Genomic DNA, 25,886 nt, shown 5'->3' with positions numbered 1-25,886 from the left:
GTCAACGGTGGGCAGCGGGCGTATCCGCGGCCGGTTCATTCGCCCGGCTCCGCCTCGGGTGACCGGTGCAGGGCCGCGAACACGCGCTCCGCGTAGTCCTCGCAGGCTGCCGTGCAGGCCTTCAGCCGCTCGCCCGCCTCGGCCGCCTCGGACGCGCCGAACACATCACGGGCCGTCAGGTCCCGGTGCCAGCGCCGCAGTCGCTCCAGGGACTGTTCCTCCTCCTCCAGCTCGGCCAGCGTGAACTTGGCGATGCGGACCTCTTTGGCCAGCTCCTCCTCGAACTTGCCGCAGTCGGCGAGGAATTCGGCCCAGTCGGCGGAGCGGGCGGCGTTGAACAGGGCGCGCAGCCGCTGCCCGTCCTGCGCCCCGCGTCCGGTCGCGGCCAGCGCGACGGCCTCGCCCGCGGCGCGCTCGGTGAGTTCCAGCGCGCGGTCGGTCCCGGCGGCGAAGACCGGCACGTCCGGTACGGCCCAGACGCCCGGCCCGAGCGAGAGCGCCCCGATCTTGCGCAGCTCGCGCCAGACGGCCACCCGGTGCCGGGAGGGTTCGGCGGCGATTCTGAGCACGAGGACAAGCCAGCGCACATCATTGGTCACGGCGGTGAATGTAGCAGTGGTTACATCTCAGTGTGTGCAGCACGCGCAGGACGTTCCGGCGGCCGGCGCACAGCACCCCTCCCCGCGCCATGCGTCCCGGCCCTCCTTCACCGCGATCCCGGCGATGACCAGCGCGGCGACGGGGTCGGCCCACGTCCAGCCGAACGCGGCGTTCGCGACCAGCCCCACCAGCAGCACGCCCGACAGGTACGTACACAGCAGGGTCTGCTTGGAGTCGGCCACGGCGGAGGCCGAGCCGAGCGCCCGCCCGGCCCGGCGCTGCGCCGCCGACAGCACCGGCATGACCAGCAGGGAGAGCGCGGCGAGGGCGATGCCGACCACCGAGTGGTCCGCGTGCCCGGCGCCCGCGAAGGCCCGTACGGCGTCCACGGTGACGTATGCGGCAAGCGCGAAGAAGGACAGGGCGATGATCCGCAGGGTCCGCTGTTCCCGCGCCTCGCGCACGGCATGGTCGCGGGCGGAGAACTGCCAGGCCACGGCGGCCGCCGAGGACACCTCGATGACGGAGTCCAGGCCGAAGCCGATGAGCGCCGTCGAGGAGGCGGCGGCACCGGCGGTGAGGGCGACGGCGGCCTCGACGGTGTTGTAGGCGATGGTGGCGCCGGCCAGGAGGCGTATCCGCCGGGCGAGCGCGTCGCGGCGGACCGGGGAGGGGCCGATGGATATCCCGGCCATCAGCAGCAGCCCTTCTCGTCCGCCTCCGCGCAGGTGCGGTCCGTCTCGACGGCGACCACGGCGGTCCGCAGGTCGTCCAGCGCGTGTCCGAGCCGCGGGTCGGCGAGTTCGTACCTGGTACGCCGGCCCACGGGCACGGCGACGACCAGTCCGCAGTCGCGCAGACAGGCGAGGTGGTTGGAGAGCCGGGTGCGCGAGATGCCCAGCGTCTCGGCCAGGTCCGCGGGATGGGCCGGCGCCTCGCGCAGGGCGAGCAGCAGTCGGCAGCGGATCGGGTCGGCGAGGGCGCGGCCGAACCGGGTGAGTACGTCGATCTCGGTGGTGAGGGTCAGCACCACGCCGACGATACAGAGAATCCTGAATTCAGGAAACCCTGAACGCACATGGAGTCCCTACTCGAAAATTTCGTCGAAGTTCACACCGACCCGGGTACTGACAGACGAGGTGAACGCCAGGTACCGTCCTGACCCAGTTCACCTGTGTGGACTACACCACAACGGCGTCAAGCCGCCGTGGCACACCACCTTCCTACAACGGATCGTCCGGCACGTTCCTGCCGGTAGAAGGGGGCCCTTCACCATGGCCACTGTTTCGTTCGACAAGGCGACCCGGATCTACCCGGGCACCGAGAAGCCCGCCGTCGATGGTCTGGAGATCGAGGTCGGGGACGGCGAGTTCCTCGTCCTCGTCGGTCCGTCCGGCTGCGGCAAGTCCACCTCGCTCCGGATGCTCGCGGGGCTCGAGGACGTCAACTCCGGCACCATCCGTATCGGTGACCGCGACGTCACGCACCTCCCGCCGAAGGACCGGGACATCGCCATGGTGTTCCAGAACTACGCGCTCTACCCGCACATGACGGTCGCCGACAACATGGGCTTCGCGCTCAAGATCGCCGGTGTGCCGAAGGCGGAGATCCGCCAGAAGGTCGAGGACGCGGCGAAGATCCTCGACCTCACCGACTACCTCGCGCGCAAGCCGAAGGCCCTCTCCGGTGGTCAGCGCCAGCGTGTCGCCATGGGTCGCGCCATCGTGCGTGAGCCCCAGGTGTTCCTCATGGACGAGCCGCTGTCGAACCTCGACGCCAAGCTCCGTGTCTCCACCCGTACGCAGATCGCGTCGCTCCAGCGCCGCCTCGGCATCACCACCGTCTACGTCACCCACGACCAGGTCGAGGCCATGACGATGGGCGACCGGGTCGCCGTACTCAAGGACGGTCTGCTCCAGCAGGTCGACTCGCCGCGCAGCATGTACGACCGCCCGGCCAACCTCTTCGTCGCCGGCTTCATCGGCTCCCCCGCCATGAACCTGGTCGAGGTCCCGATCACCGACGGCGGTGTGAAGTTCGGCAACAGCGTGGTGCCCGTCAACCGCGAGGCGCTCACGGCAGCCGCCGACAAGGGTGACACGACGGTCACCGTCGGCGTCCGCCCGGAGCACTTCGACATCGTCGAGCAGAACGGCGGCGCCGCGAGCTCCCTTTCGAAGGAGACCGAGGACGCCCCGGCGGGCCTCGCCGTCTCCGTCAACGTCGTCGAGGAGCTCGGCGCCGACGGCTACGTCTACGGCAGCGCCAAGGTCGACGACACCCTGAAGGACCTGGTCGTCCGCGTCAGCGGCCGCGCGGTGCCGGAGAAGGGCGCCACGCTGCACGTCGTGCCGCGGCCGGGCGAGACCCACGTGTTCTCGACCTCCACGGGCGAGCGACTCTCCGACTGAGAACAGGCAGTACAACCCCGGGTAATTCACCCAGGTTGACGAAGAGGGCCCCGCAGAGCGCTGCGGGGCCCTTTTCGCTGTCGACAAATACCCCGGCAGAGACGGTCATTTCGAGCAGCGTGCGTCAACGCGTCACCCAATCCGAGGCACCTCTCTATCCCCCGAACCGGTGACTGAATGTCGCCAAATCATTACCGGACGCTACCCTCACTCGCGTGAAGCACTCCACTACCCAACAGATGCGACGCGGCCGGGGCCCCGCCCGCCGGATCGGCCGCTCCCTCGCCCTCGTCCTGCCCGTCGTCCTGGTGCTCTCCGGGACCCTCGCGGTCACCCGAGTCAACTGGTCGGGGAACTCCTCGAACTCGGTGCTCACCGCGTCCTCCGAAGACCTGGCCGCGCCCGTCAAGAAGCGCGCACCCCAGGAGGTGCTGCGCGACCAGCTCCTGACCGAACTCCAGGAGAAGGATCCCGGCATCGCGCTCACCCACCTCCAGCAGGCGGTCAACGAGCGCCCGTCACTGGCCCGGCACTGCGCCTCGCTCGCCCGCGATCTCGGCCGCGCCGCGGTCCGTGTCTACGGCGCGAACCGGGCCCAGTCCTTCTCCCGCCCGGTCTGCGACACCTCGTTCGCCTCGGGGGTCGCGGGCGCGCACAGCTGAACCACAACGGTTGGCGCCCGAAGCAGCCGGTGGGACGCGACGTACAGTTCGGTCATGACCGATCCGAACGTCGCGTCCCGCCCCGTTCAGGCCGTCGTCCTGGCCGGGGGCCAGGGCTCCCGGCTGCGCCCGTACACCGACGACCGGCCCAAGCCGATGGTCGAGATCCCCGGTACGGGGACGCCGATCATCGGCCATCAGCTCGCCTGGCTCGCCGATGAGGGCGTCACGGACGTCGTCATCAGCTGCGGCCACCTCGCCGACGTCCTACAGAAGTGGCTGGACTCGGCCGACCTGCCCGTCCGCGTCACGACCGTCGTCGAGACCGAGCCGCTCGGCCGCGGCGGCGGGCTCAAGTACGCGGCCGCGCATCTCCCTCATCCGGACCGGCACTGGTACGCCACCAACGGCGACATCTGGACCCGGTTCTCGCTGCGCGACATGGCGGACTTCCACGCCGAGCGCGACGCCATAGCCACGCTCGCGCTGGCCCGTCCGCGGATCCCGTGGGGCGCCGTGCAGACGGACGGCTTCGGTCACATCACCGACTTCATCGAGGCGCCGCCGTCGACGTTCGAGATCAACGCGGGTGTGTATGTGTTCTCGCCCGAGTTCGCCGAGATGCTTCCGGAGCGGGGGGATCATGAGCGGACGACGTTTCCGCGGTTGGCCCGGGAGCGGCGGCTGGCGGGGTTTCCCCTTCCGCAGGGGGCGTATTGGCGTGCCATTGATACGGCGAAGGATCTGACCGAGGCTGCGAAGGAGCTGCGCTCGCTGCGGGGTGGGGGTGCGTAGGTCGTCGTTCGGCTGACGGCCGGTGGGGGCTGGTCGCGCAGTTCCCCGCGCCCCTGACGGGGCGCTGTGGTCCCGTACGACACCCCGCGCCCCTAAAAAGAAGGGCGTCCTGGTCCCCGTACGTCAGTGGGGTCCCGCACATTCCGTGCGGGACCCCACTGTCGTCGTGTCAGCCTGTGGGCTATCCCAACAAGCCGCCCACCAGGCCCGGTTCCTCCGGGGTGGTGTCTCCGCCGCCGCCGGTGCCGCCCGGGGAGCCGCCGGTGCCGCCGCCCGAGGTGGGGCCGCTGCTGGTGCTGGGGGCCTCGTCGGCCGGGGAGGACTGCTGGGGTGGGGCCTGGCCCGCGGTGCCCTGGGTCTGGCTGGGGGAGCCGGTGGCGGTGCCGGCGTTGCGGGAGGCGCCGGGGGTGGTCGCGGCGCCGGAGGGGCTTCTCGCGCCCGATGTGGCGCCCTGGGTGGGTGCGTTGGAGGCGCTCGGAGTGCGTTCCTGGGCGCTTCTGCCGGGCTTCTGCGGGAGCGGGGAGCCCGGCAGTTCGTTGCGCGGTGCCTCGCCGGGGCCGGGTACGACCACGCGGTCGGCGTCGCGGACGGCGCCGCCGAGCAGGGAGCCGACCAGCAGAGTGAGCCCGGCGACGACGGCGGTGACGAGGGCACCGCGGCGCAGCACGTAGCTGCGCAGCTCCCAGATGTCGGCGCGGGGGCCGAGACGGCGCCAGGCGCTGCCGCCGAGGCGGCCGTCGATGGAGTAGACGGGGGCGCCCGCGATGATCAGCGGGGACCAGGCGGCGAGATAGATGATGTCGGGGGCGTCGTAGGCCGGGACGCTCTTCCAGCTGACGGTGACGAGCAGCGCGGCCGACAGCAGCGCACCGACGACGGCGGCGACCCGCTGCCAGCAGCCCAGGACCGTGAGGACACCCACGATGACCTGGAAGAAGGCGATGACGAGACCGGAACCGACGGGGTGCTCAAGTGCGAACTGACGCAGTGGCTCGGCGACTTCCCAGGGGTGCAGGGTGTTGAGCCACTTGGTCATGGAGCCGCGTTTGCCGCCGTCGAAGTAGACGGGGTCGCAGAGCTTGCCCATGCCGGCGTAGATGGAGATGAAGCCGAGGAAGATACGCAGCGGGAGCAGGACGACGCCGAGGTTCATCCGGCGGCCGGGGTAGTAGGCGTGCCGGGCCGGGTCGTCGCCGTAGCGCCTGCCCGGTGTGTCGGTGTCCTCGTCGTCGCCCTCGTAGCCGTAGTCCTCGTCGAACTGCTCGCCTTCGTAGGCGGGTTCGTCGTAGGCACTGCCGGCCGAGCGCATCTGCGGCAGGAGCCGGGTCTCGCCGGAGTCCGGGCCGCGCTGGGCGCCGACGAGCGGGGTTTCGAGGGTCTGCGCCGTGACGTCGTCGTATCCGCCGTAGCCGCCCTCGTCGATGCGCGGGAGGACCTGGGTGGCGCCGGCGTCGGTGGCCGGCTCCTCGCCGTGCCGGACGCTGCCGCCGCGCACCGCCTGGAGCAGCCGGTGGGCGCCGGTGTCGTCCGGATCGGACTTCCCGCTCCAGACGACGGGAGCGCGGCGGCGGGTACCGGGGGCGGAGGCGGCGGCCGGGATGCGGGCGGAGTCCTCGGTGGCGCGCATGTGCCGTGCGACCCGCGGCGACTGGGTCCGCCGGGTCGAGGCGCCCAACTGCACGCGGAAGCTCACATGATTGACGATGATCTGCGCCGGATCGCTCGGCACCTTCACCATGCTCAGCGCGGGAGCGTCGTCGTAATCCGACGAGCGGTCCCCCGTGGGTGTGCGGGGTGTTCTGGTGTCCACACTCAACTAACCGAGTGACATGGAGTTAGGACACTGCTTTGACCCGCCGGAAGTGTCCGGACCGCGTCAAGGTTGCCCTGGACGCCAGGAATACCCCGTACGGGCGAGCCCGCGGACGCGTGTTCAGGCCCGCCGCCTGGCCGCCTCGTACAGCACGATCCCCGCCGCCACACCGGCGTTGAGCGACTCGGCACCGCCCGGCATCGGAATCCGCACCCGGTAGTCGCAGGTCTCCCCGACGAGCCGGGACAGGCCCTTGCCCTCGCTGCCGACCACGATGACGACCGGGCCGCCCAGGGCCTCCAGCTCGCCGAGTTCGACCTCGCCGTCGGCAGCGAGGCCGACGACGGTGATGCCCGCCTTCTTGTACGACTCCAGGGCGCGGGTGAGGTTCGTGGCGCGGGCGACCGGGGTGCGGGCGGCGGTGCCCGCGGACGTCTTCCAGGCTCCGGCCGTCATGCCGGCCGCGCGGCGCTCCGGTACGACGACGCCGTGGCCGCCGAAGGCGGAGACGGAGCGGACGACGGCACCGAGGTTGCGCGGGTCGGTCACACCGTCCAGGGCGACGATGATCGGGTCCTCGCCCTGATCGGCCGCGTCGGCGGCGAGGTCCTCGGGGTGGGCGTACTCGTACGGCGGGACCTGGAGGACGAGGCCCTGGTGGTTGAGGCCGTTCGTCATCCGGTCCAGCTCGGGGCGCGGCGCCTCCATGAGGTTGATGCCGCCGCGCTCGGCCGCGAGCTGGAGTGCCTCACGGACCCGTTCGTCGTTGTCGATGAACTGCTGGACGTACAGCGTGGTGGCGGGCACGCCCTCGCGCAGTGCCTCGAAGACGGGGTTGCGCCCGACGACCAGCTCGGACGTCGACCTGCCGCCACGGCCCCGGGGCGCGGGACGCCGTACCGTCTGCTTCGCCTTGGCATTGGCGACGCGGTTCTTCTTGTGCCCCTTGCGCATCTCGGCGGGCGGGGTCGGCCCCTTGCCCTCCAGGCCCCGGCGCCGCTGGCCGCCACTGCCGACCTGCGCGCCCTTCTTGCCGGACATGCGGCGGTTGTTAGCGGCCATGACCTACCTGTCTGTGTGATGCGGTGAAATTACGTACGTCAGTAGCAAGTGTGCCGCCCGGACCGCCGGGCGGCACAATCGATCAAGAAAGGCTCAGCGCGGACCGAGCGTCCAGCGCGGCCCCTGCGGTCCGTCCTCGATGATGAGTCCCGACTGGTTGAGCTGGTCGCGGATCGCGTCGGCGGTGGCCCAGTCCTTGCGGGCGCGGGCCGCCTCACGCTGGCCGAGGACCAGGCGTACGAGGCTGTCGACCACGCCATGGAGATCTTCGCCCCGGTCGCTCTCACCGGCCCAGTGCGGGTCGAGCGGGTCCAGACCGAGGACGCCGAGCATGGCACGGACCTCGGCGAGGCGGGCCACCGCGGCTTCCTTGTCGTCCGCCGCGAGCGCCGAGTTGCCCTGCCGGACGGTGGTGTGCACGACGGCGAGCGCCTGCGGGACGCCCAGGTCGTCGTCCATCGCCTCGGCGAAGGCGAGCGGGACCTCGGGGGCGGGGTCCACGGCTCCCCCGGCCAGCTCGACGACGCGCTGCACGAAGCCCTCGATCCGCGCGAACGCCGACTCCGCCTCGCGCAGGGCCTCCTCGCTGTACTCGATCATCGAGCGGTAGTGCGGGGTGCCGAGGTAGTAGCGCAGGACGATGGGCCGCCAGTTCTTGACCATCTCGGAGACCAGCACCGAGTTGCCGAGCGACTTGGACATCTTCTCGCCGCTCATGGTGACCCAGGCGTTGTGCACCCAGTACTGGGCGAAGTCGTCGCCGTACGCCTTGGCCTGGGCGATCTCGTTCTCGTGGTGCGGGAAGATCAGGTCGAGTCCGCCGCCGTGGATGTCGAAGGCGGGGCCCAGGTACTTGTGGGCCATCGCCGAGCACTCCAGGTGCCAGCCGGGGCGGCCGCGTCCCCAGGGCGTCTCCCAGGTCGGCTCGCCCGGCTTGGCGGCCTTCCACATGGCGAAGTCACGCGGGTCCCGCTTGCCGGTCTCGCCCTCGCCGGAGGGCTGGAGCAGGTTGTCCAGCTCCTGGTTCGACAGCTGGAGGTAGTCCGGGAAGGACCGCACGTCGAAGTAGACGTTGCCGTCGGCCTCGTAGGCGTGACCGCGCTCGATGAGCCCGCGCATCATCTCGACCATCTCGGTGATGTGGCCGGTGGCCCGCGGTTCGTACGTCGGCGGCAGGCAACCGAGGGCGCGGTAGCCGTCGTTGAACGCCCGCTCGTTCTGGTAGCCGATCGACCACCAGGGCCGGCCCTGGTCGGCGGCCTTGGTGATGATCTTGTCGTCGATGTCCGTGACGTTCCTGATGAAGGTCACGTCATAGCCGCGGTACTCGAACCACCGACGCAGGATGTCGAAGTTGAGCCCCGAGCGGATGTGCCCGATGTGCGGTGCGGCCTGCACGGTGGCGCCACACAGGTAGATCGAGACACAACCCGGCGTGAGCGGGATGAAGTCACGGATCTGCCGGGCGCTGGTGTCGTACAGGCGAATGGTCACGAGGTCCAGAGTAGTAGGCGGTGAGGGGTGTACGGGAACGTTGTCGGCTGCGGGCCGGTGGGGGCTGGTCGCGCCCACCCGGCGGAGCCGCATATCGACACAGCCCCGCGCCCCTTAGGCCGGATCAGTCAGCCCCTCTTGACCACCAACGCCGTTGCCACTGCCATGAGGCCTTCGTTCCTGCCCGGGAACCCCAGCCCGTCCGTCGTGGCCCCCGACACCGACACCGGTGCCCCCGCCGCGTCCGACAGGATCTTCTGCGCCTCGTCCCGCCGCTTGCCGATCTTCGGCCTGGGCCCGACCACCTGGACCGCGATGTTGCCGATCCGGAAGCCCGCCTCGCGGACCAGCCGGGCGGCCTCGGTGAGCAGGGTGACCCCGGAGGCCCCGGACCACTCGGGCCGCCCGGTGCCGAAGTGCTGCCCAAGGTCGCCCAACCCGGCTGCCGAGAAGAGGGCGTTGCACGCGGCGTGGGCGACCACGTCGGCGTCGGAGTGTCCGGCCAGGCCCGGTCCCTCGCCGTCCCACTTCAGGCCGGCGCACCACAGTTCGCGGCCGTCCTCGAAGGCGTGGATGTCGGTGCCGATGCCGACCTGGGGAAGGGGTGCGTCAGAAGCCATCGTTCAGCCTCCGGCGGGCGAGGACCGCCTCCGCGAGGACGAGGTCCAGCGGGCGGGTGACCTTGAAGGCCTCCTCGTGGCCGGGCACGACCACGACGCGCAGGCCCAGCTGTTCGACCATGCCGGCGTCGTCGGTGACGTCGGAGGTCACCGTCTCGTGCGCCTGGACCAGCGTCGCCCGGTCGAAGCCCTGCGGCGTCTGTACGGCCCGGAGAAGGGAGCGGTCCGGCGTGGCGACCACCGGCTCGGGATCGCCGGGCGTCCGGGCCGGCTCGACCTGCTTGACGGTGTCGGCGAGGGGGAGGGCGGGCACCACGGCCGGCGCACCGTCCCGTACCGCCTCGATCACGGCGTCCACCGTGTCCACGGGTACGAGCGGCCGCGCCGCGTCGTGCACCAGCACGATGGCGTACTCCGCGGGCAGGGCGTCCAGGCCCAGCTTCACCGAATCCTGCCGGGAGTCACCGCCGGACACCACGAGGAAGTCCGTGCGCTCCGGCAGCGCGTGCGCGTCCAGCATGGACTTGACCTCGGCGGTGCCGTCCGGCGGGGCCACGACGACCACGAGGGAGACGGCACGGGACGCGGCCATCGCGCGCACCGCGTGGATCAGCATGGGGGTGCCACCCAGCGCGCGGAGCGCCTTGGGGGCGCCCGGGCCGAGGCGCACGCCCCGGCCGGCGGCGGGAATCACCGCGGCGGTACGTGCGGCGGACGCGGGCGAAGGGCGCGAATCGTCAGACATCGGTTCCTGTCAGGTTTGTGTGCTCGGCCTACTTGGGTATGGCCACACCGTGCCGGGCGCGACGCCTTGACCGGAACCCTTCCGTGACCCTGGTCGAGCCAGCTGCCCGGGCCCGGCACACCATTATCGGGGTCCCTTCCCCGACCGTACGGAAATGCGTACGACATCACCGCGCGGTGTCTGCGGCAGCTCTGGGCGCGAACATGCCGCAGCGCCCGGCGACGGCAATTACGTCATCGGGCACCGCGGCATTCAATGTTCTGAGCAGTACGGCGTGGTTGTCGCCTGCGTCAGGACGCGAGGACCTCGTCGAGCAGGGCCTCGGCCTTGTCCTCGTTCGTGTTCTCCGCGAGGGCGAGTTCGCTCACCAGGATCTGGCGGGCCTTGGCAAGCATGCGCTTCTCACCGGCGGAGAGTCCGCGCTCGCGCTCACGACGCCACAGGTCACGTACGACTTCCGCGACCTTGATGACATCGCCGGAGGCGAGCTTCTCCAGATTTGCCTTGTAACGACGGGACCAGTTCGTGGGCTCCTCGGCGTACGGCGCGCGCAGCACCTCGAAGACCCGGTCCAGCCCGTCCTGACCGACCACATCACGCACGCCGACGAACTCCGCATTGTCCGCTGGCACACGCACCGTCAGGTCACCCTGGGCGACCTTCAGCACCAAGTAGGTCTTGTCCACGCCTTTGATCTGGCGAGTTTCGATAGCCTCGATCAGCGCGGCCCCGTGATGGGGATAGACCACGGTGTCGCCAACCTTGAACGTCATGTGACAGGTACCCCTTCCGTGGCTATCCAGGGTAACACGGAAACGGCGGGTTCTGAATGGCGTTTTCGCAGGTCAGGGCATATCTCGGGGCTTGACAACAGCAACAGGAACGTGCTGCACGGGCCGATCGGAAGAAGGTATTCGCAGGTCGGAGCGGCTCTCCGGGCAGAGAGAAACCCGCACGTTACACACATCCAGAGCCCCCTCCAAGTGGACGAACGTCCTCATATGTCCGCTTCCAAGTGCTCGACTTCCGCTACTCCGTTCGGTGCGTGGAGTCGGGTACGGGACGAATCCGAATTGATCACGGGAGACCGACTCGCCGGTCGGTGATCAATTCCCGGGACGGCCGTGCATTCCTTCACGGAAAATTTGCGCACGGGTGGTTCGGGTATGCCGACGCTATGTCGGCGTGTTGTCGGCTGTGTTGTCGGCCGCGTTGTCGGCCGCTTGATCTCGGCCACTTATGTGAATGGCGGACGAGCGCCGCGGCTAAGTGACTCGCGGGTCACTTCTGCGGGTACGTCGACTGCCGCCTGCTGAGGGAAGCGGGGCTCTTGGGGAGGGTCGGGTGCGGTCGCGCGGGAACGGCTCGGTAACCTAAGGCCGCTGACAGACACTTAGGGCGGCTTTATGCGCCCTCCTCGTTCGAGTCAAGGAGTTGCCGCCGCCGTGAGCAGCAGCCTTCGACGCGGTGCCCTCGCGGCCGCCGCCATCGCGTTCTCGATCGCCTCGCTCTCCGCGTGTGCGGCCGGCAACAACGCCCAGACCCTGGAAGTCAAGCCGGACAACGCCGCCACGACGGTCGGCGACATCAAGATCCAGAATGCCGTCATCATCACCCAGCCCGACGCCGAGTCCACCGGCCCGGCCGCGGTCGCCGCGACCCTGTTCAACAGCGGCGACACCGCGCAGACGCTCGACGCCATCACCGTGGACGGCGCCGGCACCGCCAAGCTGACCCCGGCCAAGGGCAAGAACCTGTCCATCCCGGCCGGCGGCTCGCTGACCCTCGGCGGGAAGGACAACGCCTCCGCCGTCCTGTCCGGCAGCCGCGAGGCGATGAAGGACGGCGACGCCCAGAAGACCACCTTCACCTTCAGCACGACCGGCGACGTGAGCCTTCAGGCCTTCGTCGTCCCGGCCGAGGGCTACTTCTCCAGCTGGGGCCCGACCGAGGTCCCGGCGGTGCCGGGCGGCTCGGAGACCGGCTCGCAGAAGCCGGGCGAGGACACCTCCGGCTCGCCGACGGACACGGCGACCGGCACCCCCGACGAGACGGAGACCGGCGCCCAGAGCGGCACGCCGACCGACGCGGCCTCCGCGAGCGCCACGGCCACCGGTTCCGCCTCGAACGAGGCCGCCGGCCACTGAGCAGCCGTACACGAACGAAGGGCGGGACCTCCGGAGAGGTCCCGCCCTTCATCGTCGTACCGACGGGGCCCACGGCCCGAACTCCGTCCGTCGGCTCCTGCCGAGCTCGGTCTACGGCTCGAACTTGTAGCCCAGGCCGCGCACCGTCACCAGGTACCGGGGCGCGCCCGGGTCCGGCTCGAGCACCCTCCTCGACGCACCCCTCGCACCGCTGCGCGGGCTTCGAGGCGCTGCGCCGACGTAGCCCTTGGCCGCTACCGCGGCGGGCGTCCGGCGGCTCCGGCCCAGCTCGGTTTACGGCTCGAACTTGTAGCCGAGGCCGCGCACCGTCACCAGGTACCGGGGCGCGCCCGGGTCCGGTTCGATCTTGGCGCGGAGGCGCTTGACGTGGACGTCGAGGGTCTTGGTGTCGCCTACGTAGTCGGCGCCCCAGACGCGGTCGATGAGCTGCATGCGGGTCAGGACGCGGCCGGCGTTGCGCAGGAGCATCTCCAGGAGGTCGAACTCCTTGAGGGGGAGGTCGACCTTGGAGCCGGAGACCGTGACGACGTGGCGGTCGACGTCCATGCGGACGGGGCCGGCCTCCAGGGCCGCCGGGGTCACCTCCTCGGGCTCGCCGCGGCGGCGCAGGACGGCCCGGATACGGGCGACCAGCTCGCGCGAGGAGAACGGCTTGGTGACGTAGTCGTCGGCTCCTATTTCGAGGCCTACGACCTTGTCGATCTCGCTGTCCTTGGCGGTCACCATGATGACGGGGACATTGGAGCGGCCGCGCAGCTGGCGGCAGACCTCGGTGCCCGGCAGGCCGGGCAGCATCAGGTCGAGGAGGACGAGGTCGGCGCCGTTGCGCTCGAACTCGTCGAGTCCGTCGGGCCCGGTGGTCGCGACCGCGACCTCGAAGCCCTCTTTGCGGAGCATGTATGACAGGGCGTCGGAGAAGGACTCCTCGTCCTCGACGACGAGCACTCGGGTCACGGAAGGACCTCCGGGGCGGGAAGCGGTTCGTACTGGGATGAATCAGGGGTTGGGACGGTGGCGGACTGCCCGGCCTCGTCGTCGAGGGCGGAGTGCTGCTGAGCGCGGTCACGGGCCACACCCGCCTCCGGCAGCCGCAGAGTGAATGTGGAGCCCTGTCCCTCGGAGCTCCACACCGAGACCTCCCCGCCGTGCGAGGCGGCCACGTGTTTGACGATCGCCAGCCCGAGGCCCGTACCGCCCGTGGCACGGGAGCGGGCGGGGTCGACGCGGTAGAAGCGCTCGAAGACGCGCTCCTTGTCCTTCTCCGAGATGCCGATGCCCTGATCGGTCACGGCGATCTCGATATGGGGGCCGCCGGGCGCGGACAGCTTGCGGGCGGCTATGCCGACGCGGGTCCGGGCGGGCGAGTAGTTGACGGCGTTCTCGACGAGGTTGCCGAGGGCGGCGGCGAGCTGGCCGCGGTTGCCCCAGACATGCAGGTCGGCGGTGCCCGCCCGTCTCCCACCACCACCCTCAATCGAAGGCCCTCCGGGCCCCCCAATCGCGGCGGCCATGGTGATCTGCTTGGTGCCGGCCGCGTGCCGGCAGCGGTCGATGGCCTCGGCGACCAGCTCGTCCACCCGAACGGGCTCGGCGTCCTCGAGCGGATCGTCGTTCTGCACCCTCGACAGGTCGATGAGCTCCTGGACCAGGTTGGTCAGGCGGGTCGCCTCTATCTGCATACGGCCGGCGAAACGCTCCACGGCCTCCGGGTCGTCCGAGGCGTCCATGACGGCCTCGGAGAGGAGGGAGAGAGCGCCCACCGGCGTCTTCAGCTCGTGGCTGACGTTCGCGACGAAGTCGCGCCGTACCGCCTCGATGCGTCTGGCCTCGGTGAGGTCCTCGACGAGGAGGAGCACGAGGCGGGAGCCGAGCGGAGCGACCCGGGCGGAGACCGCGAGGGCCTCTCCGCGGCCGGTGCCGCGCCGGGGGAGGTCCAGCTCTACCTGGCGTATCTCTCCGTCGCGCCGGGTGTCGCGGGCCATCTGGAGCATCGGCTCCACGGCCAGCTTGCCGCCGCGGACCAGGCCCAGGGCGTACGCCGCCGAGCTGGCCTTGACCACGGCGTCCCCCTCGTCGAGGACGACGGCCGAGGAGCGCAGCACGGACAGGACCGTGTCGACGCCCGGCGGCAGGACCGGGTCGGTGTGCAATGAGGTTCTGGTCGGTCGCTTCTGGTCGCGTTCGCTCCAGCGGAACGCCAGCATGGCGATGACACCGGTGAGCACACCGGCGATCGCTGCCGCTGCGGCGACCGCCGCGTTCACGTCCATGCACCCAGGTTAGGCATGGCAGCGTCCGTGACCACAGCCATCGGAGTGCGACCTCGAACACTCGTCGCCCAGAGTTCACCTTGGAGCTAGGGTTGGTTCATTTGGGGTGGCGAAAACGGACGCGTGCAGGCCGGATCGTATGAGCGTGGGGTGCGAAGCGCCGGTTTCAGCAGGACCTGATGCACCGGGCCCGGCCCCCGGCAGCCACCGAAACAGACGTACGAGAGGAACCCTGATGCGGGACGCGTACCACGAGGAACTCGACTCGATCGGTGACGGTCTGGTCGAGATGGCCCGGCTGGTCGGATCGGCGATCGGGCGTGCCACGACGGCGATCCTCGACTCCGACCTGAAGCTGGCCGAGAGCATCATCGAGGGCGACAAGAAGGTCGACGAGCTCCAGCACGACCTGGAGGCGCGGGCCATAGCCCTGCTGGCGCGCCAGCAGCCGGTGGCGACGGACCTGCGCATCGTCGTGACCTCGCTGCGGATGTCGGCCGACCTGGAGCGTTCGGGCGACCTGGCCCAGCACGTGGCCAAGCTGGCCCGGCTGCGGTTCCCGGAGCGCGCGGTCCCCCACGACCTGCACGCCACCATCCTGGAGATGGGTCAGCTCGCCCAGCGCCTGATGGCGAAGGCCGCCGAGGTCATCATCACCAAGGACGTCGACCTGGCGATGCAGCTCGAGCAGGACGACGACGCGATGGACCTGCTGCACCGCACGCTCTTCCAGCACCTCCTGGACGACAAGTGGCAGCACGGCATCGAGACCGCCGTCGACGTCACTCTGCTCGGCCGCTACTACGAGCGGTACGCCGACCACGCCGTGGCGGTCGCCAAGCGCGTCGTCTTCCTGGTCACCGGCGAGCACGCGGACGAGCTCCAGCCCGACATCCAGCCGGACATCCAGCCGGTGCCGGGCACCGAGGGCGCCTGAGACTCGACGGATTCCGCGCGGGGGCGTGCGAGAGAGCCTCCGTGCGCCGTTGATGCGACCGGCGGGGAGGGCATGGAATGGGCAAAGGCACCAGCCTCGAGGAGGGTCCATGGCCGAATCCCCCAGCACGCCCGGTACGACAACCGATCCCACGCAGGAACGCCCGACCGAGCAGCCCGCCGAGATCAAGAGCCTGACCTTGATAGGCGCGTGCGGCTGCGGCTCGGGCTGCCAGTGCGGATGCCAGTCCGGCAATCCGTGCCAGTGCGGCTGATCGAGCAGTTCTTCGGAGGGGCCCCGGCATCACGCCGGGGCCCCTCTTGCGCCGGTTGATACGGACTCCGGATCTTCAGGTTCTTGAGGTGCGCTCACATCACCGGCGAGCCGATGGCGAGCAGGTTTCCCTCGCTGTCCCGGAACCAGGCACCGCGCTCGCCGCGTGCGCCGGTGCTCGGGTAGTTGCCCTCGACTTCGAGGATCCCGTCCTGCGTCCGGCCGCCGCCGTACAGTGCGGGCATCTCGACGTCCTCGAACTCCACGCCACGTGCCTTGAGTTCGGCCACGACCGCGTCGATGTCGTCGACCTTCCACCCCATCTGGGTGAAGGTGCCGGGCGAGGTCCCCGTCGACTCGAACACCACGAACTCCACCCCGCCGGTCCGGTACTTCAGCCCGCCGGGCCGCTCCTCGACGGGGTCCAGCCCGAGCCGTTCGGAGTAGAAGCGCCGCGCCCGCGCCAGATCCTGCGCGGGCAGCCGGGTCGCCGGGGTCGCCCCGGCCAACAGGTTGGTGCGATCTGCGTCCACTGCGTCCATACGTCCACTGTGGCGCGAACGGGACCGGGACGCCGTACGAACCAGCCCCCGGCCCGGGGTGGTGCTGGCTGCACCCTCGATTCGGTAGGGCACTCCATGGTTCCGGCGGGCGTACGGCGACATGGTTGTAGCCAGCAGATCCCAAACGCCGGCAGTCCCCATCCGGAAGGAAACTCCCATGAAGTCGCTGCTCTCCTCACCGACCGGCACCACGGTGGACGCCCTGACCGGGGCCCCCGGCGAGACCGAACTCGCCCCGCTGCTCACCGCCTGGGATCAGGCCCACGCCACCGTCCCCGACCCCGAGTGGCGCCACCTGCTGGACGAGATCGTCCACCCCGCCACCACCCAGGCGTTCCACCGCCTGGCCGAGGCCGCAGCGTGAGCCCGTAGGCCTCGGAATGCCGACGGAGTTCCGCCGTGCCACGCTGAGATCAGGGATCCAGCCAGTCCGGGATGCTCGACCGACCGGATGGCCCTGCCAGCCAAGGAGGCCGACATGGCCAGTGGTGCCACCCGCCCCGGATGGGCCGACGCCGACCCGCGTCCCTGGCACGGGCCCACATCCGGTACCACCGTCTTCGCGGCAGTGTTGATGATCTTCGGCGGAGCGATGGCGCTCTTCGAGGGCATCGCGGCCATCGCCGAAGACGACCTGTTCCTCGCGACACGCCACTACGTGTTCGAGTTCAGCCTGACGGGCTGGGGCTGGGTCCACCTGATCCTGGGAATCGTCCTCATCGTCGCAGGATGCGCCGTACTCACCGGAGCGCTGTGGGCCCGCTTCTTCGGTGTGTCCGTGGCCGGCTTGGGCGCATTCGCCAACTTCCTCTGGGTGCCGTACTACCCCCTGTGGGCCCTGGCGCTGGTTGCCATCAACATCTTCATCGTCTGGGCGCTGTGTACGGGGATGCACAGAGAAGCCGAGGGCGGCCGGGTGGCCTGACGCAAGCTGCCGTCGCGTGGCGGCGGCCAACCCTCGGGCTGCACTGCTCTTGTCCCGGCGGCTGAGCTGTGGATGACTGGCGGCGGAGCCGAGGGGGAGTGAGCATGGGCAACTGGGCCGTGATCGCGCAGTACGACAATGCCGCGTACACCACCGAGTTCATCTGCCGTGGGCGGGAAACGAAGGATCAGGCACTGGAGGAGATGCGTGCTGTCCTCCACACGTATGTACCGAACAAAAACATCGTCGAGCAGTGGCGCCAGGTGTACCGCTTCGCCGATCAGGAGTCCTACCTGGTGGTGATCAAAGGCCGGATGTCGAAGTGGGAGTGCACTCTACGCATCGCGGAGCTGGTCTCGGACTCGACCGACCCGGCCGTGGCCAAGGGAGCGCAGATGGTCGACGGCGCTGCGGAGGTGGCTGCCGGTCCGCAGGACCGGATCCCGCCCAGCTACTGAGCGTCACAAGCAGCGTCTTCGATGGACTCGTAAATCGAACACATGCTTGAATCTGGCCATGCGATCGTTCCCGGCAGACCTGACCCAGGCGCAGCAGGAATGGAGCGCCACCCACCGGCAGCTCGCCGAGCGGCCCGGCCGTACCGAGCTGCGCCGGAGCCCCGCAGCGTGGTGGGAGCCGCGTGACCTGAGACGGTCACACGGGGACGTGACTGGGCGGCTCCATCAATGACGCGCTGGGATGCGGGGCCGCATGTGCCCGATGATTCTGAAGGCATGTCCGGACCGATTCGCGTGACCGTGCATCCGCCGTCGCCCGCAGGTGGCCGACGTGTGCGCGCGGATGGCGAGATCCTCGGGCTGGCCCACAACGTGGCCGACGTCGCCGAGTTCCTCCGCCGGGCCGGGCTGGAGGTCGATTCGGCCGAGGTGGCGGAGTTGCCGTGGATCGACTGGTGCGGTGTGGGGCCTGAGCGCTGGGGCCCGGAGACGAGCGGCTGACGCTTCTTGACGCCCTGCTGCGCAGCTAGCCTCCAGACATGCGCCTGCCGGTGGGTACAGGAGTCTGCCGCCCGAAGTGAAGCGCGACATCCGCCGAGTCAGTCTCTTCTACGACGACGTCGGCAAGCTGGTTGCCCATGGCGTGGTGGAGGAGAGCCTGATCATCGGCTCGTACGGCCTGAACATCGTGAACATGTGGGACGTCTTGGCCCCGTACATCTACCGGGAGCGCATCCTCACCACCAAGGCGATGCTCTATTTCGAGGATCTTGCTGCACGAGCCAAGGCGAGGCCCATGGACTCGGTTCACGCGCAGCTCAAGCTGAGGCAGAGTCCGCCGTAGTACTTCGCCTCACGAAGGACCCACGGCCCAGCGACGGCCCAGGCCCACCGAAAAGCCCCCTACCAGCGGAGAACCCGCAGGCAGGGGGCTTGATCAGCTCAGGTTACTTCTTCTTGCCCTGGTTCTTGACCGCCTCGATGGCCGCCGCAGCCGCATCCGGGTCGAGGTATGTCCCACCCGGGTTGACCGGCTTGAAGTCGGCGTCGAGTTCGTAGGCCAGCGGGATGCCCGTCGGGATGTTCAGGCCCGCGATGTCGGCGTCGGAGATGCCGTCGAGGTGCTTCACCAGGGCGCGGAGGCTGTTGCCGTGGGCCGCCACCAGGACCGTACGGCCGGCCAGCAGGTCCGGGACGATGCCGTCGTACCAGTACGGGAGCATGCGGATGACGACGTCCTTGAGGCACTCCGTGCGAGGGCGGAGCTCCGGGGGGATCGTGGCGTAGCGCGGGTCATCGCTCTGCGAGAACTCCGTGCCGTCCTCCAGCGCCGGCGGCGGGGTGTCGTAGGACCGGCGCCACAGCATGAACTGCTCCTCGCCGAACTCGGCGAGGGTCTGGGCCTTGTCCTTGCCCTGGAGGGCGCCGTAGTGGCGCTCGTTCAGGCGCCAGGAGCGGTGGACCGGGATCCAGTGGCGGTCCGCCGATTCGAGGGAGAGCTGCGCCGTGCGGATCGCTCGCTTCTGGAGCGACGTGTGGACCACGTCGGGCAGCAGGCCGGCATCCTTGAGCAGCTCACCGCCGCGGACTGCCTCCTTCTCGCCCTTCTCGTTGAGGTTGACGTCCACCCAGCCGGTGAACAGGTTCTTCGCGTTCCATTCGCTCTCGCCGTGGCGGAGGAGGATCAGCTTGTACGGTGCGTCGGCCATGCGTCCGAGCGTAATCCAAGCCCCTGATCGCTTGTACGTCCGCCCGTAGAGCGGACGGTTGACGGGATCTGTTAATTCAGTGGCCGCGAGTGACAGCGTCCTCGTAATTTGTGCTCACCGCCTGAGCCGCTTACACCAGCTGACATCCGTGGGGGACACCTATGCCGCTCGCCTCCCTGAGACGCGCCGCCCGAGAAACCGTCTCCGGACTCCCCCGCGAGTTCTGGTGGCTGTGGACCAGCACCCTCGTCAACCGGCTCGGCGGCTTCGTCGCCACCTTCATGGCGCTCTACCTCACGCTCGACCGCGGCTACTCCGCCTCCTACGCCGGTCTGGTCGCCGCGCTCCACGGCCTCGGCGGGGTCATCTCCTCCGTCGGCGCGGGCGTGCTGACGGACCGTCTCGGGCGGCGGCCGACGCTGCTCGTGGCGCAGGTGTCGACGGCCGGCTCGGTCGCGCTGCTGGGCTTCGTGCACCACCCGCTCGCCATCGCGGCCGTCGCCTTCCTGGTGGGGATGGCGAGCAACGCCTCCCGGCCCGCCGTGCAGGCGATGATGGCCGACATCGTCCGCCCCGAGGACCGTGTGAGGGCCTTCTCGCTCAACTACTGGGCGATCAACCTCGGGTTCGCCGTCTCCTCCATGGCGGCCGGCTTCATCGCCGAGTTCAGCTACCTCGCCGGCTTCCTGATCGAGGCGGGCATGACCATGATCTGCGCGATCGTGGTCTTCCTGAAGCTGCCGGAGTCCCGCCCCGAGCGCACCCCGGCCGAGCAGGCGGCGGACGAGACCGGCCTCGGTACGGTCCTGCGCGACGGCCGTTTCATGGGCGTCGTCGGCCTGTCCTTCCTGGTCGCCCTGATCTTCCAGCAGGGCATGGTGGGCCTGCCGGTGGCGATGGGCGAGGCCGGCTTCACCCCGGCCGACTACGGGATGGCGATCGCCGTCAACGGCGTCCTGATCGTCGCCCTCCAGATCCCGGTCACCCGCTTCATCGAACACCGGGACCCGCGGCGCCTCCTCGTGATCTCCTCCCTCCTCGCCGGATACGGCTTCGGCCTCACCGCCTTCGCCGGTTCCGTCGGCGTCTTCGCGCTCACGGTCTGCGTCTGGACGCTGGCCGAGATCGTCAACGCCCCGACCCAGACCGGGCTCGTCGTGCGCCTGTCGCCGCTGCACGGCCGCGGGCGCTACCAGGGCATGTACACCATGTCCTGGGCGGTGGCCTCCCTCGTCGCCCCGCTGATGTCCGGTCTCGTCATCGACCGGTGGGGAGCGGAGTGGCTGTGGGGGCTGTGCGCGGTCGTCGGGACGGGGGCCGCGGTGGGGTACGGCGTCCTGATGCGCCGCCTTCCGGCGGAGCAGCCCGCAGCGGGAGCGCCCCTCACGAAAACAGAGGTCAGCAACGCCTGACTCACGGATGCATCCGCGCCCCCTTCACCGCCTTGTCCACCGCGTTCCGCGGCCCGTACACCGCCAGCCCCACCAGGTCCAGCTCCCCGGTCGGTACGGCCCGTACGGCCGCCCGGTTGTCGCGGTCGTTGCCGGTCGTGAAGAGGTCGGAGGTGAAGACCGCGCGCGGGAGGGCACGGGACAGCACGCGCGCGTGGGCTGCCGTCAGGGTCTCCTTGGCGACCTCGAAGACCAGGACCGGCTGGCGGAACATGGGGAGGTACAGGACGTCGTCCGCGTCCTCGTAGGGCTCGCCGATCACCTCGGGGACCTGACTGCCCAGGCCGCTGACCAGGAACGCGGTGACGTTCAGGCGCTGCCAGGGCTCCAGGTCGTCGCGCAGGAGGACGGCGATCTTCGTATCGAAGCGGATGGGTTCAGTACTCATGCCTTGAGACTGCCGACCGCCGTACGACACCGTCTTGTACGTTCTTTGCATGGCCCCGCAGCGTGCCGCCGCCCAGCGTGATGTCTCCGCGTGGCGCCCGCGTATCCCGGGCGTCGTGGAGGTGTTCCACGCGCACTTCACCGAGTACGCCTATCCGATGCACGTGCACGAGGCCTGGACGCTGCTCATCGTGGACGACGGCGCCGTACGGTACGACCTGGACCGGCACGAGCACGGCACCCCGCTCGACACGGTGTCCCTGCTGCCTCCGCATGTGCCGCACAACGGCTCCCCCGCCACCCCCCACGGCTTCCGCAAGCGCGTCCTGTACCTGGACAGCACCCGGCTGGCCGAGGACCTGATCGGCCCGGCCGTGGACTCCCCCGACCTCCGGGACCCCGTGCTGCGCCAGCGCGTCGGCCAACTGCACTCCGCGCTCGCCCTCCCCGGCGACGAGCTGGAGGCCGAGAGCAGGCTGACGCTGGTCGGGGAGCGGCTGCGGGAGCATCTGCGGGCGCGGTCGATCGCCGGGGAGCGCCGTGATCCCGCCCTGGCCCGCCGTATGCGCGAACTCCTCGACGCGCACGTCACCCAGGGCCTCACCCTCGACGAGGCCGCCCTGCTCCTGCATGCCCACCCCGCCCACCTGGTACGGGCGTTCAGCACCGCCTACGGCATCGCCCCGCACCAGTACCTCAACTCCCGCCGCGTCGACCGCGCCCGCGCCCTGCTGCTGCGCGGCACGAGCCCGGCCGAGACGGCGACCGCGACCGGGTTCTACGACCAGGCCCATCTCACGCGGCACTTCAAGAAGCTGGTGGGAGTGACCCCCGGGCGCTATCGCATCAGCTCGCGCTGAGCGTCGTACAGATTGCGCGGTCGTACGGCGTCCGTGGTGCCGTACAGCTCCAGACGGGAGTGCAGGTCGCCGGTGAAGTCGGGGACGTCGATCTGGTCGAACTCGCGCACCTCGTTGATGCCGACCGTGGCGCTCCAGGGGGCCAGGCCGTCGATCTTCATCAGGCCCGCGCGGCCGTTGGTCACCCGGATGTTCCAGTGGGTGAAGCGGGCGCCGAACAGCGGTCCTGCGATCGCGTCGCCGCCGTGCCGGCCGTTGTTGTCCACGGTGATGTCGGTGCGGACGTTCGCGAAGGGCAGTCCGCGATGCGAATCGAAGGTGCCCATCCGCATGTCGCCGTGGGACCAGACGTTGTACGAGGACAGGCCCTCGACATTGATGCCGTGCAACTGGGTGCCCGTCGGGGCCGGGTCCGTGCGCTGCTCGATCGTGAAGTCCTCGACGAGGTTGTCGTGCGAGCCCTCGCGGCAGAAGTACGGGTGGTGGGCGCCCCGGCCGGACACGCGTGTGCGGCGCAGGGTGCAGGCGGAGGCGGCGACCAGGCCGAAGCCGTTGTCGACGTGGCGGACCGTCACATCGTCCACCCAGCAGTCGTAGGCGCATTGGAGTACGACGCCGTTGTAGCCCTTGTCGAGCAGGTGCGGCTGTTGCGGTGTCTCCATCGCCTCCAGGGTGAGGCCCTCGACCCCTGAGCCCGTCAACTCCTCCGCGTGCGTGGTCAGTCGTGGGTCCCAGTCGGGGCGTACGTCGAGCGGGAGCGGGCGTTCGAGGGTGACCTTGCGGCCGCGGACGTGGGCGATACGGACCGGCCACTCGTAGGGGACGTACGACGTCAGTTTCGTCATGTCGTCCCAGCTGTACGCCTCGGGGCCGGGGCCGCCGCCGCACATGTGCTCCAGGAGCGTGTGGTCGGGGTCGTCGGCGAGACGGAGGAGGACGAGGGTGCCGGGGCGGAGTTTCGAGGGGTCGGCGACCGTGATCGTCCAGGAGCCCCGGCGGGCGGGTGCGACGGTCGTGAGCGTCTGCCACTCGTCGCGCTTGTTGCCGGTCCAGCCCTCGAAGGGCCAGGCCTTCGCCCTGATCGCGGCGGTGAGGGAGTCCCAACGGGCCCTCGGGGCAAGCCAGATCAGGCCGCCCGCCCAGGACCACGACGACTTGTCGCCGCCGTAGCGCGATCCGTAGACGCCGATGAGCTCGGTGAGGTTCTTCGTCGCGTACAGCGTCGTACGGCCGCTGCCGGCGCCCCGCAGGACCACGTTCGAGTCGCCGATGTGGATCACGTCGTCGATGACGAAGGTGCCCGGCGGGATGGACACCGTGCCACCGCCGGCCTGTCCGGCAGCGGCGATGGCACGGTTGATCGCGGGGGCGGAGTCGGTGGTGCCGTCCGCCACGGCGCCGTAGTCGCGCACGTCGGCGACGACCGGGCGGCGTGGGCGACGGGACGCTCCGCGGTGGCAGCCTGCCCGGCCGACGTACGGGATCTGCGGGTGGGTGAAGGGGGTTCGGGTGAACTCCCGCCAGAGGGTGGGGACTTCGTGGCCTTCGGCGGCTTTCGCCGTTCCGCCGGTCATGGCGGCGGCCGCCACGGCTGTGGCGGCGGTGAGCAAGGTGCGTCTGGTGACTCTTGTTCCGTATCGATGTGTTCCATATCGATGTGTTCCATACCGATGGCTCATGTCCGATCGTCCTTCCATGCGGCTCTTCATGGATGTGAACGACGTTCAGATCTGCGTCGGCGGTGAGCATGACACGAGACCTCTGCGCCGGGGAAGGGTCACGCAGGGGTCGGTTAGTCCGTACCTGAAATCAGCTGGTGGGTCGTTCGATCAGATGCGTGAACGCATCCAGATTGCGGGTCGATTCACCGCGCGACACCCGCCACTCGTACTCCTTGCGGATCGCGGACGCGAAACCGAGCTCCAGAAGGGTGTTGAAGGAGCCGTCCGCCGCTTCCAGGACCTGGCCGAGCAGCCGGTCGATCTCGTCCGGGGTGATGGCGGACAGCGGGAGCTTGGCGGTGACGTAGATGTCGCCGAGCGGGTCGACGGCGTAACTCACGCCGTACAGCTTGAGGTTGCGCTCCAGGAGCCAGCGGTGGACTCCGCCCTCGTTCTCGTCGGGGTGGCGGACGACGAAGGCGTTGAGGGAGAGCGAGTGGCGTCCCACGAGGAGGGAGACGGTCGTCGACAGCTTGCGGGTGCCGGGGAGCTTCACCACGTAGTTGCCGGGCTCGGGGCTCTCCCATTCGAGTTCGGCGCCCCTGAGGAAACCCTCGATGACCTGCGGTGCCTTCGGTGCCTCAGCCATGGTGGGAGCGTACGCGACGGCGGTAGGCCTGCGTCGCCGCCGTGTAGACGTCCGCCGTGGCGGCGGCCGAGGTGTCCCAGCCGAAGGACTGCGCATGCCGGGCGGCGGCCGCGCCCATACGCGCCGCCAGTGCGGGGTCGTCGGCGATATCGCCCAGCACGCGCGCGTAGTCGACGGGGTTGTGTCCCTGGACGAGGAATCCCGTACGTCCGTCCTGTACCGCCACCGGAAGCCCGCCCACCGAGGCCGCGAGCACCGGCGTGCCCGCCGCCTGCGCCTCGATGGCGACCAGACCGAAGGACTCGCTGTAGGACGGCATGACCAGGACCGAGGCGGCCCGGAACCAGTCGGCGAGCTGGTCCTGGTCGACGGGCGGGCGGAACCGTACGACATCGGCGACCCCGAGCCGGGCGGCCAGCTTCTGTAGGCCCTCCGGCTTGGCGAGCCCGCTGCCGCTGGGGCCGCCGACGACGGGGACCACGATGTTGCCGCGCAGTTCGGGGCGCTCGTCGAGGAGGACGGCCACCGCGCGCAGGAGCACGTCGGGTGCCTTCAGGGGCTGGATGCGGCCCGCGAAGAGCGGGATCAGGGCGTCCTGCGGGAGTCCGAGGCGGGCGCGGGCGGCTGCGCGGCCGTCGGCCGGGCTGAAGCGGCCGAGGTTGACGCCGGGGTGGACCACGGCGACCTTGTCGCGCTCGGCGGCGTAGTGCCGTACCAGCTCCTCGGCCTCCTCCGCGGTGTTGGCGATGAGCCGGTCGGCGGCGGCGACGATCTGGGTCTCGCCGATGACGCGGGCGGCGGGCTCGGGGGTGTCGCCGTCGGCCAGGTTGGCGTTCTTGACCTTGGCCATGGTGTGCATCGCGTGCACCAGGGGCACGCCCCAGCGCTGGGCGGCGAGCCAGCCGACGTGGCCGGAGAGCCAGTAGTGCGAGTGCACGAGGTCGTAGTAGCCGGGGCGGTGACCTGCCCAGGCCTGCATGACGCCGTGGGTGAAGGCGCACAGCTGGGCCGGGAGCTCCTCCTTGGCGAGGCCTTCGTAGGGGCCCGCGTCGACGTGCCGGACCAGCACGCCCGGGGCCAGTTCGACGGTCGGGGGGAGGGCGGCGGTGGTCGCCCGCGTGAAGATCTCTACCTCGATGTTGATGGCGGCGAGACGCTGCGCCAGCTCCACGATGTAGACGTTCATGCCGCCGGCGTCGCCGGTGCCCGGCTGGTGGAGCGGTGAGGTGTGCACGGAGAGCATCGCGACGCGACGGGGACGACGGTGCAGCCGCAGCCGCGAGTGCGCGGCCGGGGAGCGCCGACCGAGCCTGCTGACGTACTGGCTCACGTGGCGTCCTCCTTGTTCCGGGCATGCCTTCGAGAGGCCGTGC

The 25,886-nt window shown here is 70.0% G+C and carries 30 protein-coding genes; 13 read left to right on the top strand and 17 right to left on the bottom strand.

Going from position 1 to position 25,886, the window contains the following annotated elements:
• Nucleotides 1-35 precede the first annotated feature (35 nt).
• Genes KCH87_RS38915 through KCH87_RS38905 form a run of 3 tightly spaced genes read right to left on the bottom strand, consistent with a single transcriptional unit; the run spans nt 36 to nt 1,630 of the window.
• On the bottom strand, nt 36-599 hold the full coding sequence (locus tag KCH87_RS38915; RefSeq protein WP_210592600.1) for a Chromate resistance protein ChrB: 564 nt from the start codon (nt 597-599) through the stop codon (nt 36-38).
• A gap of 27 nt (nt 600-626) precedes the next feature.
• Nucleotides 627-1,295 carry a cation transporter gene (locus KCH87_RS38910; protein ID WP_210592599.1) on the bottom strand — a complete coding sequence of 223 codons (669 nt, stop codon included), beginning with the start codon at nt 1,293-1,295 and terminating at the stop codon, nt 627-629.
• A complete protein-coding gene (locus KCH87_RS38905) occupies nt 1,295-1,630 on the bottom strand; it encodes a helix-turn-helix transcriptional regulator (RefSeq protein WP_210592598.1) in 336 nt (111 codons plus the stop codon). Before KCH87_RS38905 ends, KCH87_RS38910 begins: the two co-directional genes overlap by 1 nt.
• 244 nt (nt 1,631-1,874) lie before the next feature.
• Between KCH87_RS38905 and KCH87_RS38900 the strand changes: the two genes are divergently transcribed.
• The 3 genes from KCH87_RS38900 to KCH87_RS38890 all read left to right on the top strand — a co-directional run bounded on the left by KCH87_RS38900 (nt 1,875) and on the right by KCH87_RS38890 (nt 4,468).
• A complete protein-coding gene (locus tag KCH87_RS38900; protein WP_210592597.1) occupies nt 1,875-3,011 on the top strand; it encodes an ABC transporter ATP-binding protein in 1,137 nt (378 codons plus the stop codon).
• Nucleotides 3,012-3,226: 215 nt separating this feature from the next.
• Complete coding sequence (locus KCH87_RS38895) at nt 3,227-3,673, top strand: hypothetical protein (RefSeq protein WP_210592596.1); 447 nt, start codon at nt 3,227-3,229, stop codon at nt 3,671-3,673.
• Nucleotides 3,674-3,727: 54 nt separating this feature from the next.
• Nucleotides 3,728-4,468: a nucleotidyltransferase family protein gene (locus KCH87_RS38890; RefSeq protein WP_210592595.1), complete on the top strand. Its 741-nt coding sequence runs from the start codon at nt 3,728-3,730 to the stop codon at nt 4,466-4,468.
• Nucleotides 4,469-4,649: 181 nt separating this feature from the next.
• Here KCH87_RS38890 and KCH87_RS38885 read toward each other — a convergent pair whose 3' ends face one another.
• The 6 genes from KCH87_RS38885 to KCH87_RS38860 form a co-directional block, all read right to left on the bottom strand.
• Nucleotides 4,650-6,278 (bottom strand): DoxX family protein, encoded by a 1,629-nt coding sequence (locus KCH87_RS38885; RefSeq protein ID WP_210592642.1) that lies wholly within the window; start codon nt 6,276-6,278, stop codon nt 4,650-4,652.
• Between the two features lie 123 nt (nt 6,279-6,401).
• Nucleotides 6,402-7,343 carry a 23S rRNA (guanosine(2251)-2'-O)-methyltransferase RlmB gene (rlmB, locus tag KCH87_RS38880; protein WP_210592594.1) on the bottom strand — a complete coding sequence of 314 codons (942 nt, stop codon included), beginning with the start codon at nt 7,341-7,343 and terminating at the stop codon, nt 6,402-6,404.
• A 93-nt stretch (nt 7,344-7,436) separates the two neighbouring features.
• Nucleotides 7,437-8,837: a cysteine--tRNA ligase gene (cysS, locus tag KCH87_RS38875; RefSeq protein ID WP_210592593.1), complete on the bottom strand. Its 1,401-nt coding sequence runs from the start codon at nt 8,835-8,837 to the stop codon at nt 7,437-7,439.
• A 128-nt stretch (nt 8,838-8,965) separates the two neighbouring features.
• Complete coding sequence (gene ispF, locus KCH87_RS38870) at nt 8,966-9,457, bottom strand: 2-C-methyl-D-erythritol 2,4-cyclodiphosphate synthase (protein ID WP_210592592.1); 492 nt, start codon at nt 9,455-9,457, stop codon at nt 8,966-8,968.
• Entirely contained in the window at nt 9,447-10,202 is a 756-nt protein-coding gene (ispD, locus tag KCH87_RS38865) for a 2-C-methyl-D-erythritol 4-phosphate cytidylyltransferase (RefSeq protein ID WP_210592591.1), read from the bottom strand. Before ispD ends, ispF begins: the two co-directional genes overlap by 11 nt.
• A 290-nt stretch (nt 10,203-10,492) precedes the next feature.
• Complete coding sequence (locus tag KCH87_RS38860; RefSeq protein WP_003953493.1) at nt 10,493-10,975, bottom strand: CarD family transcriptional regulator; 483 nt, start codon at nt 10,973-10,975, stop codon at nt 10,493-10,495.
• Nucleotides 10,976-11,647: 672 nt separating this feature from the next.
• Here KCH87_RS38860 and KCH87_RS38855 point away from each other — a divergent pair.
• On the top strand, nt 11,648-12,349 hold the full coding sequence (locus KCH87_RS38855; RefSeq protein WP_210592590.1) for a copper chaperone PCu(A)C: 702 nt from the start codon (nt 11,648-11,650) through the stop codon (nt 12,347-12,349).
• A gap of 294 nt (nt 12,350-12,643) precedes the next feature.
• Here KCH87_RS38855 and KCH87_RS38845 read toward each other — a convergent pair whose 3' ends face one another.
• Nucleotides 12,644-13,324: a response regulator transcription factor gene (locus tag KCH87_RS38845; RefSeq protein ID WP_015659563.1), complete on the bottom strand. Its 681-nt coding sequence runs from the start codon at nt 13,322-13,324 to the stop codon at nt 12,644-12,646.
• Nucleotides 13,321-14,640, bottom strand: coding sequence for a cell wall metabolism sensor histidine kinase WalK (locus KCH87_RS38840; RefSeq protein ID WP_210592589.1), 1,320 nt, complete (start codon nt 14,638-14,640; stop codon nt 13,321-13,323). Before KCH87_RS38840 ends, KCH87_RS38845 begins: the two co-directional genes overlap by 4 nt.
• A gap of 235 nt (nt 14,641-14,875) precedes the next feature.
• On the opposite strand from KCH87_RS38840, the gene phoU reads away from it, so the two are divergent.
• Together phoU and KCH87_RS38830 are read left to right on the top strand one after the other, a co-directional pair.
• On the top strand, nt 14,876-15,577 hold the full coding sequence (gene phoU, locus KCH87_RS38835) for a phosphate signaling complex protein PhoU (RefSeq protein WP_210592588.1): 702 nt from the start codon (nt 14,876-14,878) through the stop codon (nt 15,575-15,577).
• A gap of 109 nt (nt 15,578-15,686) precedes the next feature.
• A complete protein-coding gene (locus tag KCH87_RS38830; RefSeq protein ID WP_210592587.1) occupies nt 15,687-15,851 on the top strand; it encodes a hypothetical protein in 165 nt (54 codons plus the stop codon).
• Nucleotides 15,852-15,945: 94 nt separating this feature from the next.
• Here the strand turns inward: KCH87_RS38830 and KCH87_RS38825 are convergent, their stop codons facing one another.
• Nucleotides 15,946-16,392, bottom strand: a complete 447-nt coding sequence (locus KCH87_RS38825) for a VOC family protein (protein WP_210592586.1) — start codon at nt 16,390-16,392, stop codon at nt 15,946-15,948.
• Nucleotides 16,393-16,570: 178 nt separating this feature from the next.
• On the opposite strand from KCH87_RS38825, the gene KCH87_RS38820 reads away from it, so the two are divergent.
• The 5 genes from KCH87_RS38820 (at nt 16,571) to KCH87_RS38800 (ending at nt 18,640) form a co-directional block, all read left to right on the top strand.
• Complete coding sequence (locus tag KCH87_RS38820) at nt 16,571-16,777, top strand: hypothetical protein (RefSeq protein WP_210592585.1); 207 nt, start codon at nt 16,571-16,573, stop codon at nt 16,775-16,777.
• A 210-nt stretch (nt 16,778-16,987) separates the two neighbouring features.
• On the top strand, nt 16,988-17,338 hold the full coding sequence (locus KCH87_RS38815) for a hypothetical protein (RefSeq protein WP_247197460.1): 351 nt from the start codon (nt 16,988-16,990) through the stop codon (nt 17,336-17,338).
• 104 nt (nt 17,339-17,442) lie between these two features.
• Nucleotides 17,443-17,796, top strand: a complete 354-nt coding sequence (locus KCH87_RS38810) for a hypothetical protein (protein WP_210592583.1) — start codon at nt 17,443-17,445, stop codon at nt 17,794-17,796.
• Nucleotides 17,797-18,072: 276 nt separating this feature from the next.
• On the top strand, nt 18,073-18,297 hold the full coding sequence (locus KCH87_RS38805) for a hypothetical protein (RefSeq protein ID WP_210592582.1): 225 nt from the start codon (nt 18,073-18,075) through the stop codon (nt 18,295-18,297).
• A gap of 76 nt (nt 18,298-18,373) precedes the next feature.
• Nucleotides 18,374-18,640, top strand: coding sequence for a hypothetical protein (locus KCH87_RS38800; protein ID WP_210592581.1), 267 nt, complete (start codon nt 18,374-18,376; stop codon nt 18,638-18,640).
• A 103-nt stretch (nt 18,641-18,743) separates the two neighbouring features.
• Here KCH87_RS38800 and KCH87_RS38795 read toward each other — a convergent pair whose 3' ends face one another.
• A complete protein-coding gene (locus KCH87_RS38795; RefSeq protein WP_210592580.1) occupies nt 18,744-19,505 on the bottom strand; it encodes a phosphoglyceromutase in 762 nt (253 codons plus the stop codon).
• Between the two features lie 161 nt (nt 19,506-19,666).
• Here KCH87_RS38795 and KCH87_RS38790 point away from each other — a divergent pair, with 161 nt between their 5' ends.
• Nucleotides 19,667-20,917 carry an MFS transporter gene (locus tag KCH87_RS38790; RefSeq protein WP_210592579.1) on the top strand — a complete coding sequence of 417 codons (1,251 nt, stop codon included), beginning with the start codon at nt 19,667-19,669 and terminating at the stop codon, nt 20,915-20,917.
• 1 nt (nt 20,918) lies between these two features.
• Here KCH87_RS38790 and KCH87_RS38785 read toward each other — a convergent pair whose 3' ends face one another.
• Entirely contained in the window at nt 20,919-21,344 is a 426-nt protein-coding gene (locus KCH87_RS38785; RefSeq protein WP_210592578.1) for a DUF2000 domain-containing protein, read from the bottom strand.
• 49 nt (nt 21,345-21,393) lie between these two features.
• Here KCH87_RS38785 and KCH87_RS38780 point away from each other — a divergent pair, with 49 nt between their 5' ends.
• Nucleotides 21,394-22,203 carry an AraC family transcriptional regulator gene (locus KCH87_RS38780; RefSeq protein ID WP_210592577.1) on the top strand — a complete coding sequence of 270 codons (810 nt, stop codon included), beginning with the start codon at nt 21,394-21,396 and terminating at the stop codon, nt 22,201-22,203.
• On the opposite strand, the gene KCH87_RS38775 is transcribed toward KCH87_RS38780, so the two are convergent.
• The 3 genes from KCH87_RS38775 to mshA all read right to left on the bottom strand — a co-directional run bounded on the left by KCH87_RS38775 (nt 22,182) and on the right by mshA (nt 25,843).
• A complete protein-coding gene (locus tag KCH87_RS38775; RefSeq protein WP_210592576.1) occupies nt 22,182-23,882 on the bottom strand; it encodes a glycosyl hydrolase family 28-related protein in 1,701 nt (566 codons plus the stop codon). The genes KCH87_RS38780 and KCH87_RS38775 overlap by 22 nt on opposite strands.
• 130 nt (nt 23,883-24,012) lie before the next feature.
• On the bottom strand, nt 24,013-24,513 hold the full coding sequence (locus tag KCH87_RS38770; RefSeq protein WP_210592575.1) for a YbjN domain-containing protein: 501 nt from the start codon (nt 24,511-24,513) through the stop codon (nt 24,013-24,015).
• On the bottom strand, nt 24,506-25,843 hold the full coding sequence (gene mshA, locus KCH87_RS38765; protein ID WP_210592574.1) for a D-inositol-3-phosphate glycosyltransferase: 1,338 nt from the start codon (nt 25,841-25,843) through the stop codon (nt 24,506-24,508). The genes KCH87_RS38770 and mshA overlap by 8 nt, the downstream gene beginning before the upstream one ends.
• Between the last annotated feature and the right edge of the window lie 43 nt (nt 25,844-25,886).

Origin of the sequence: Streptomyces sp. GESEQ-35, from assembly GCF_017948485.1 — a bacterium.
Taxonomy (GTDB): Bacteria; Actinomycetota; Actinomycetes; order Streptomycetales; family Streptomycetaceae; genus Streptomyces.
This window is presented reverse-complemented; position numbering and strand designations above follow the sequence as displayed.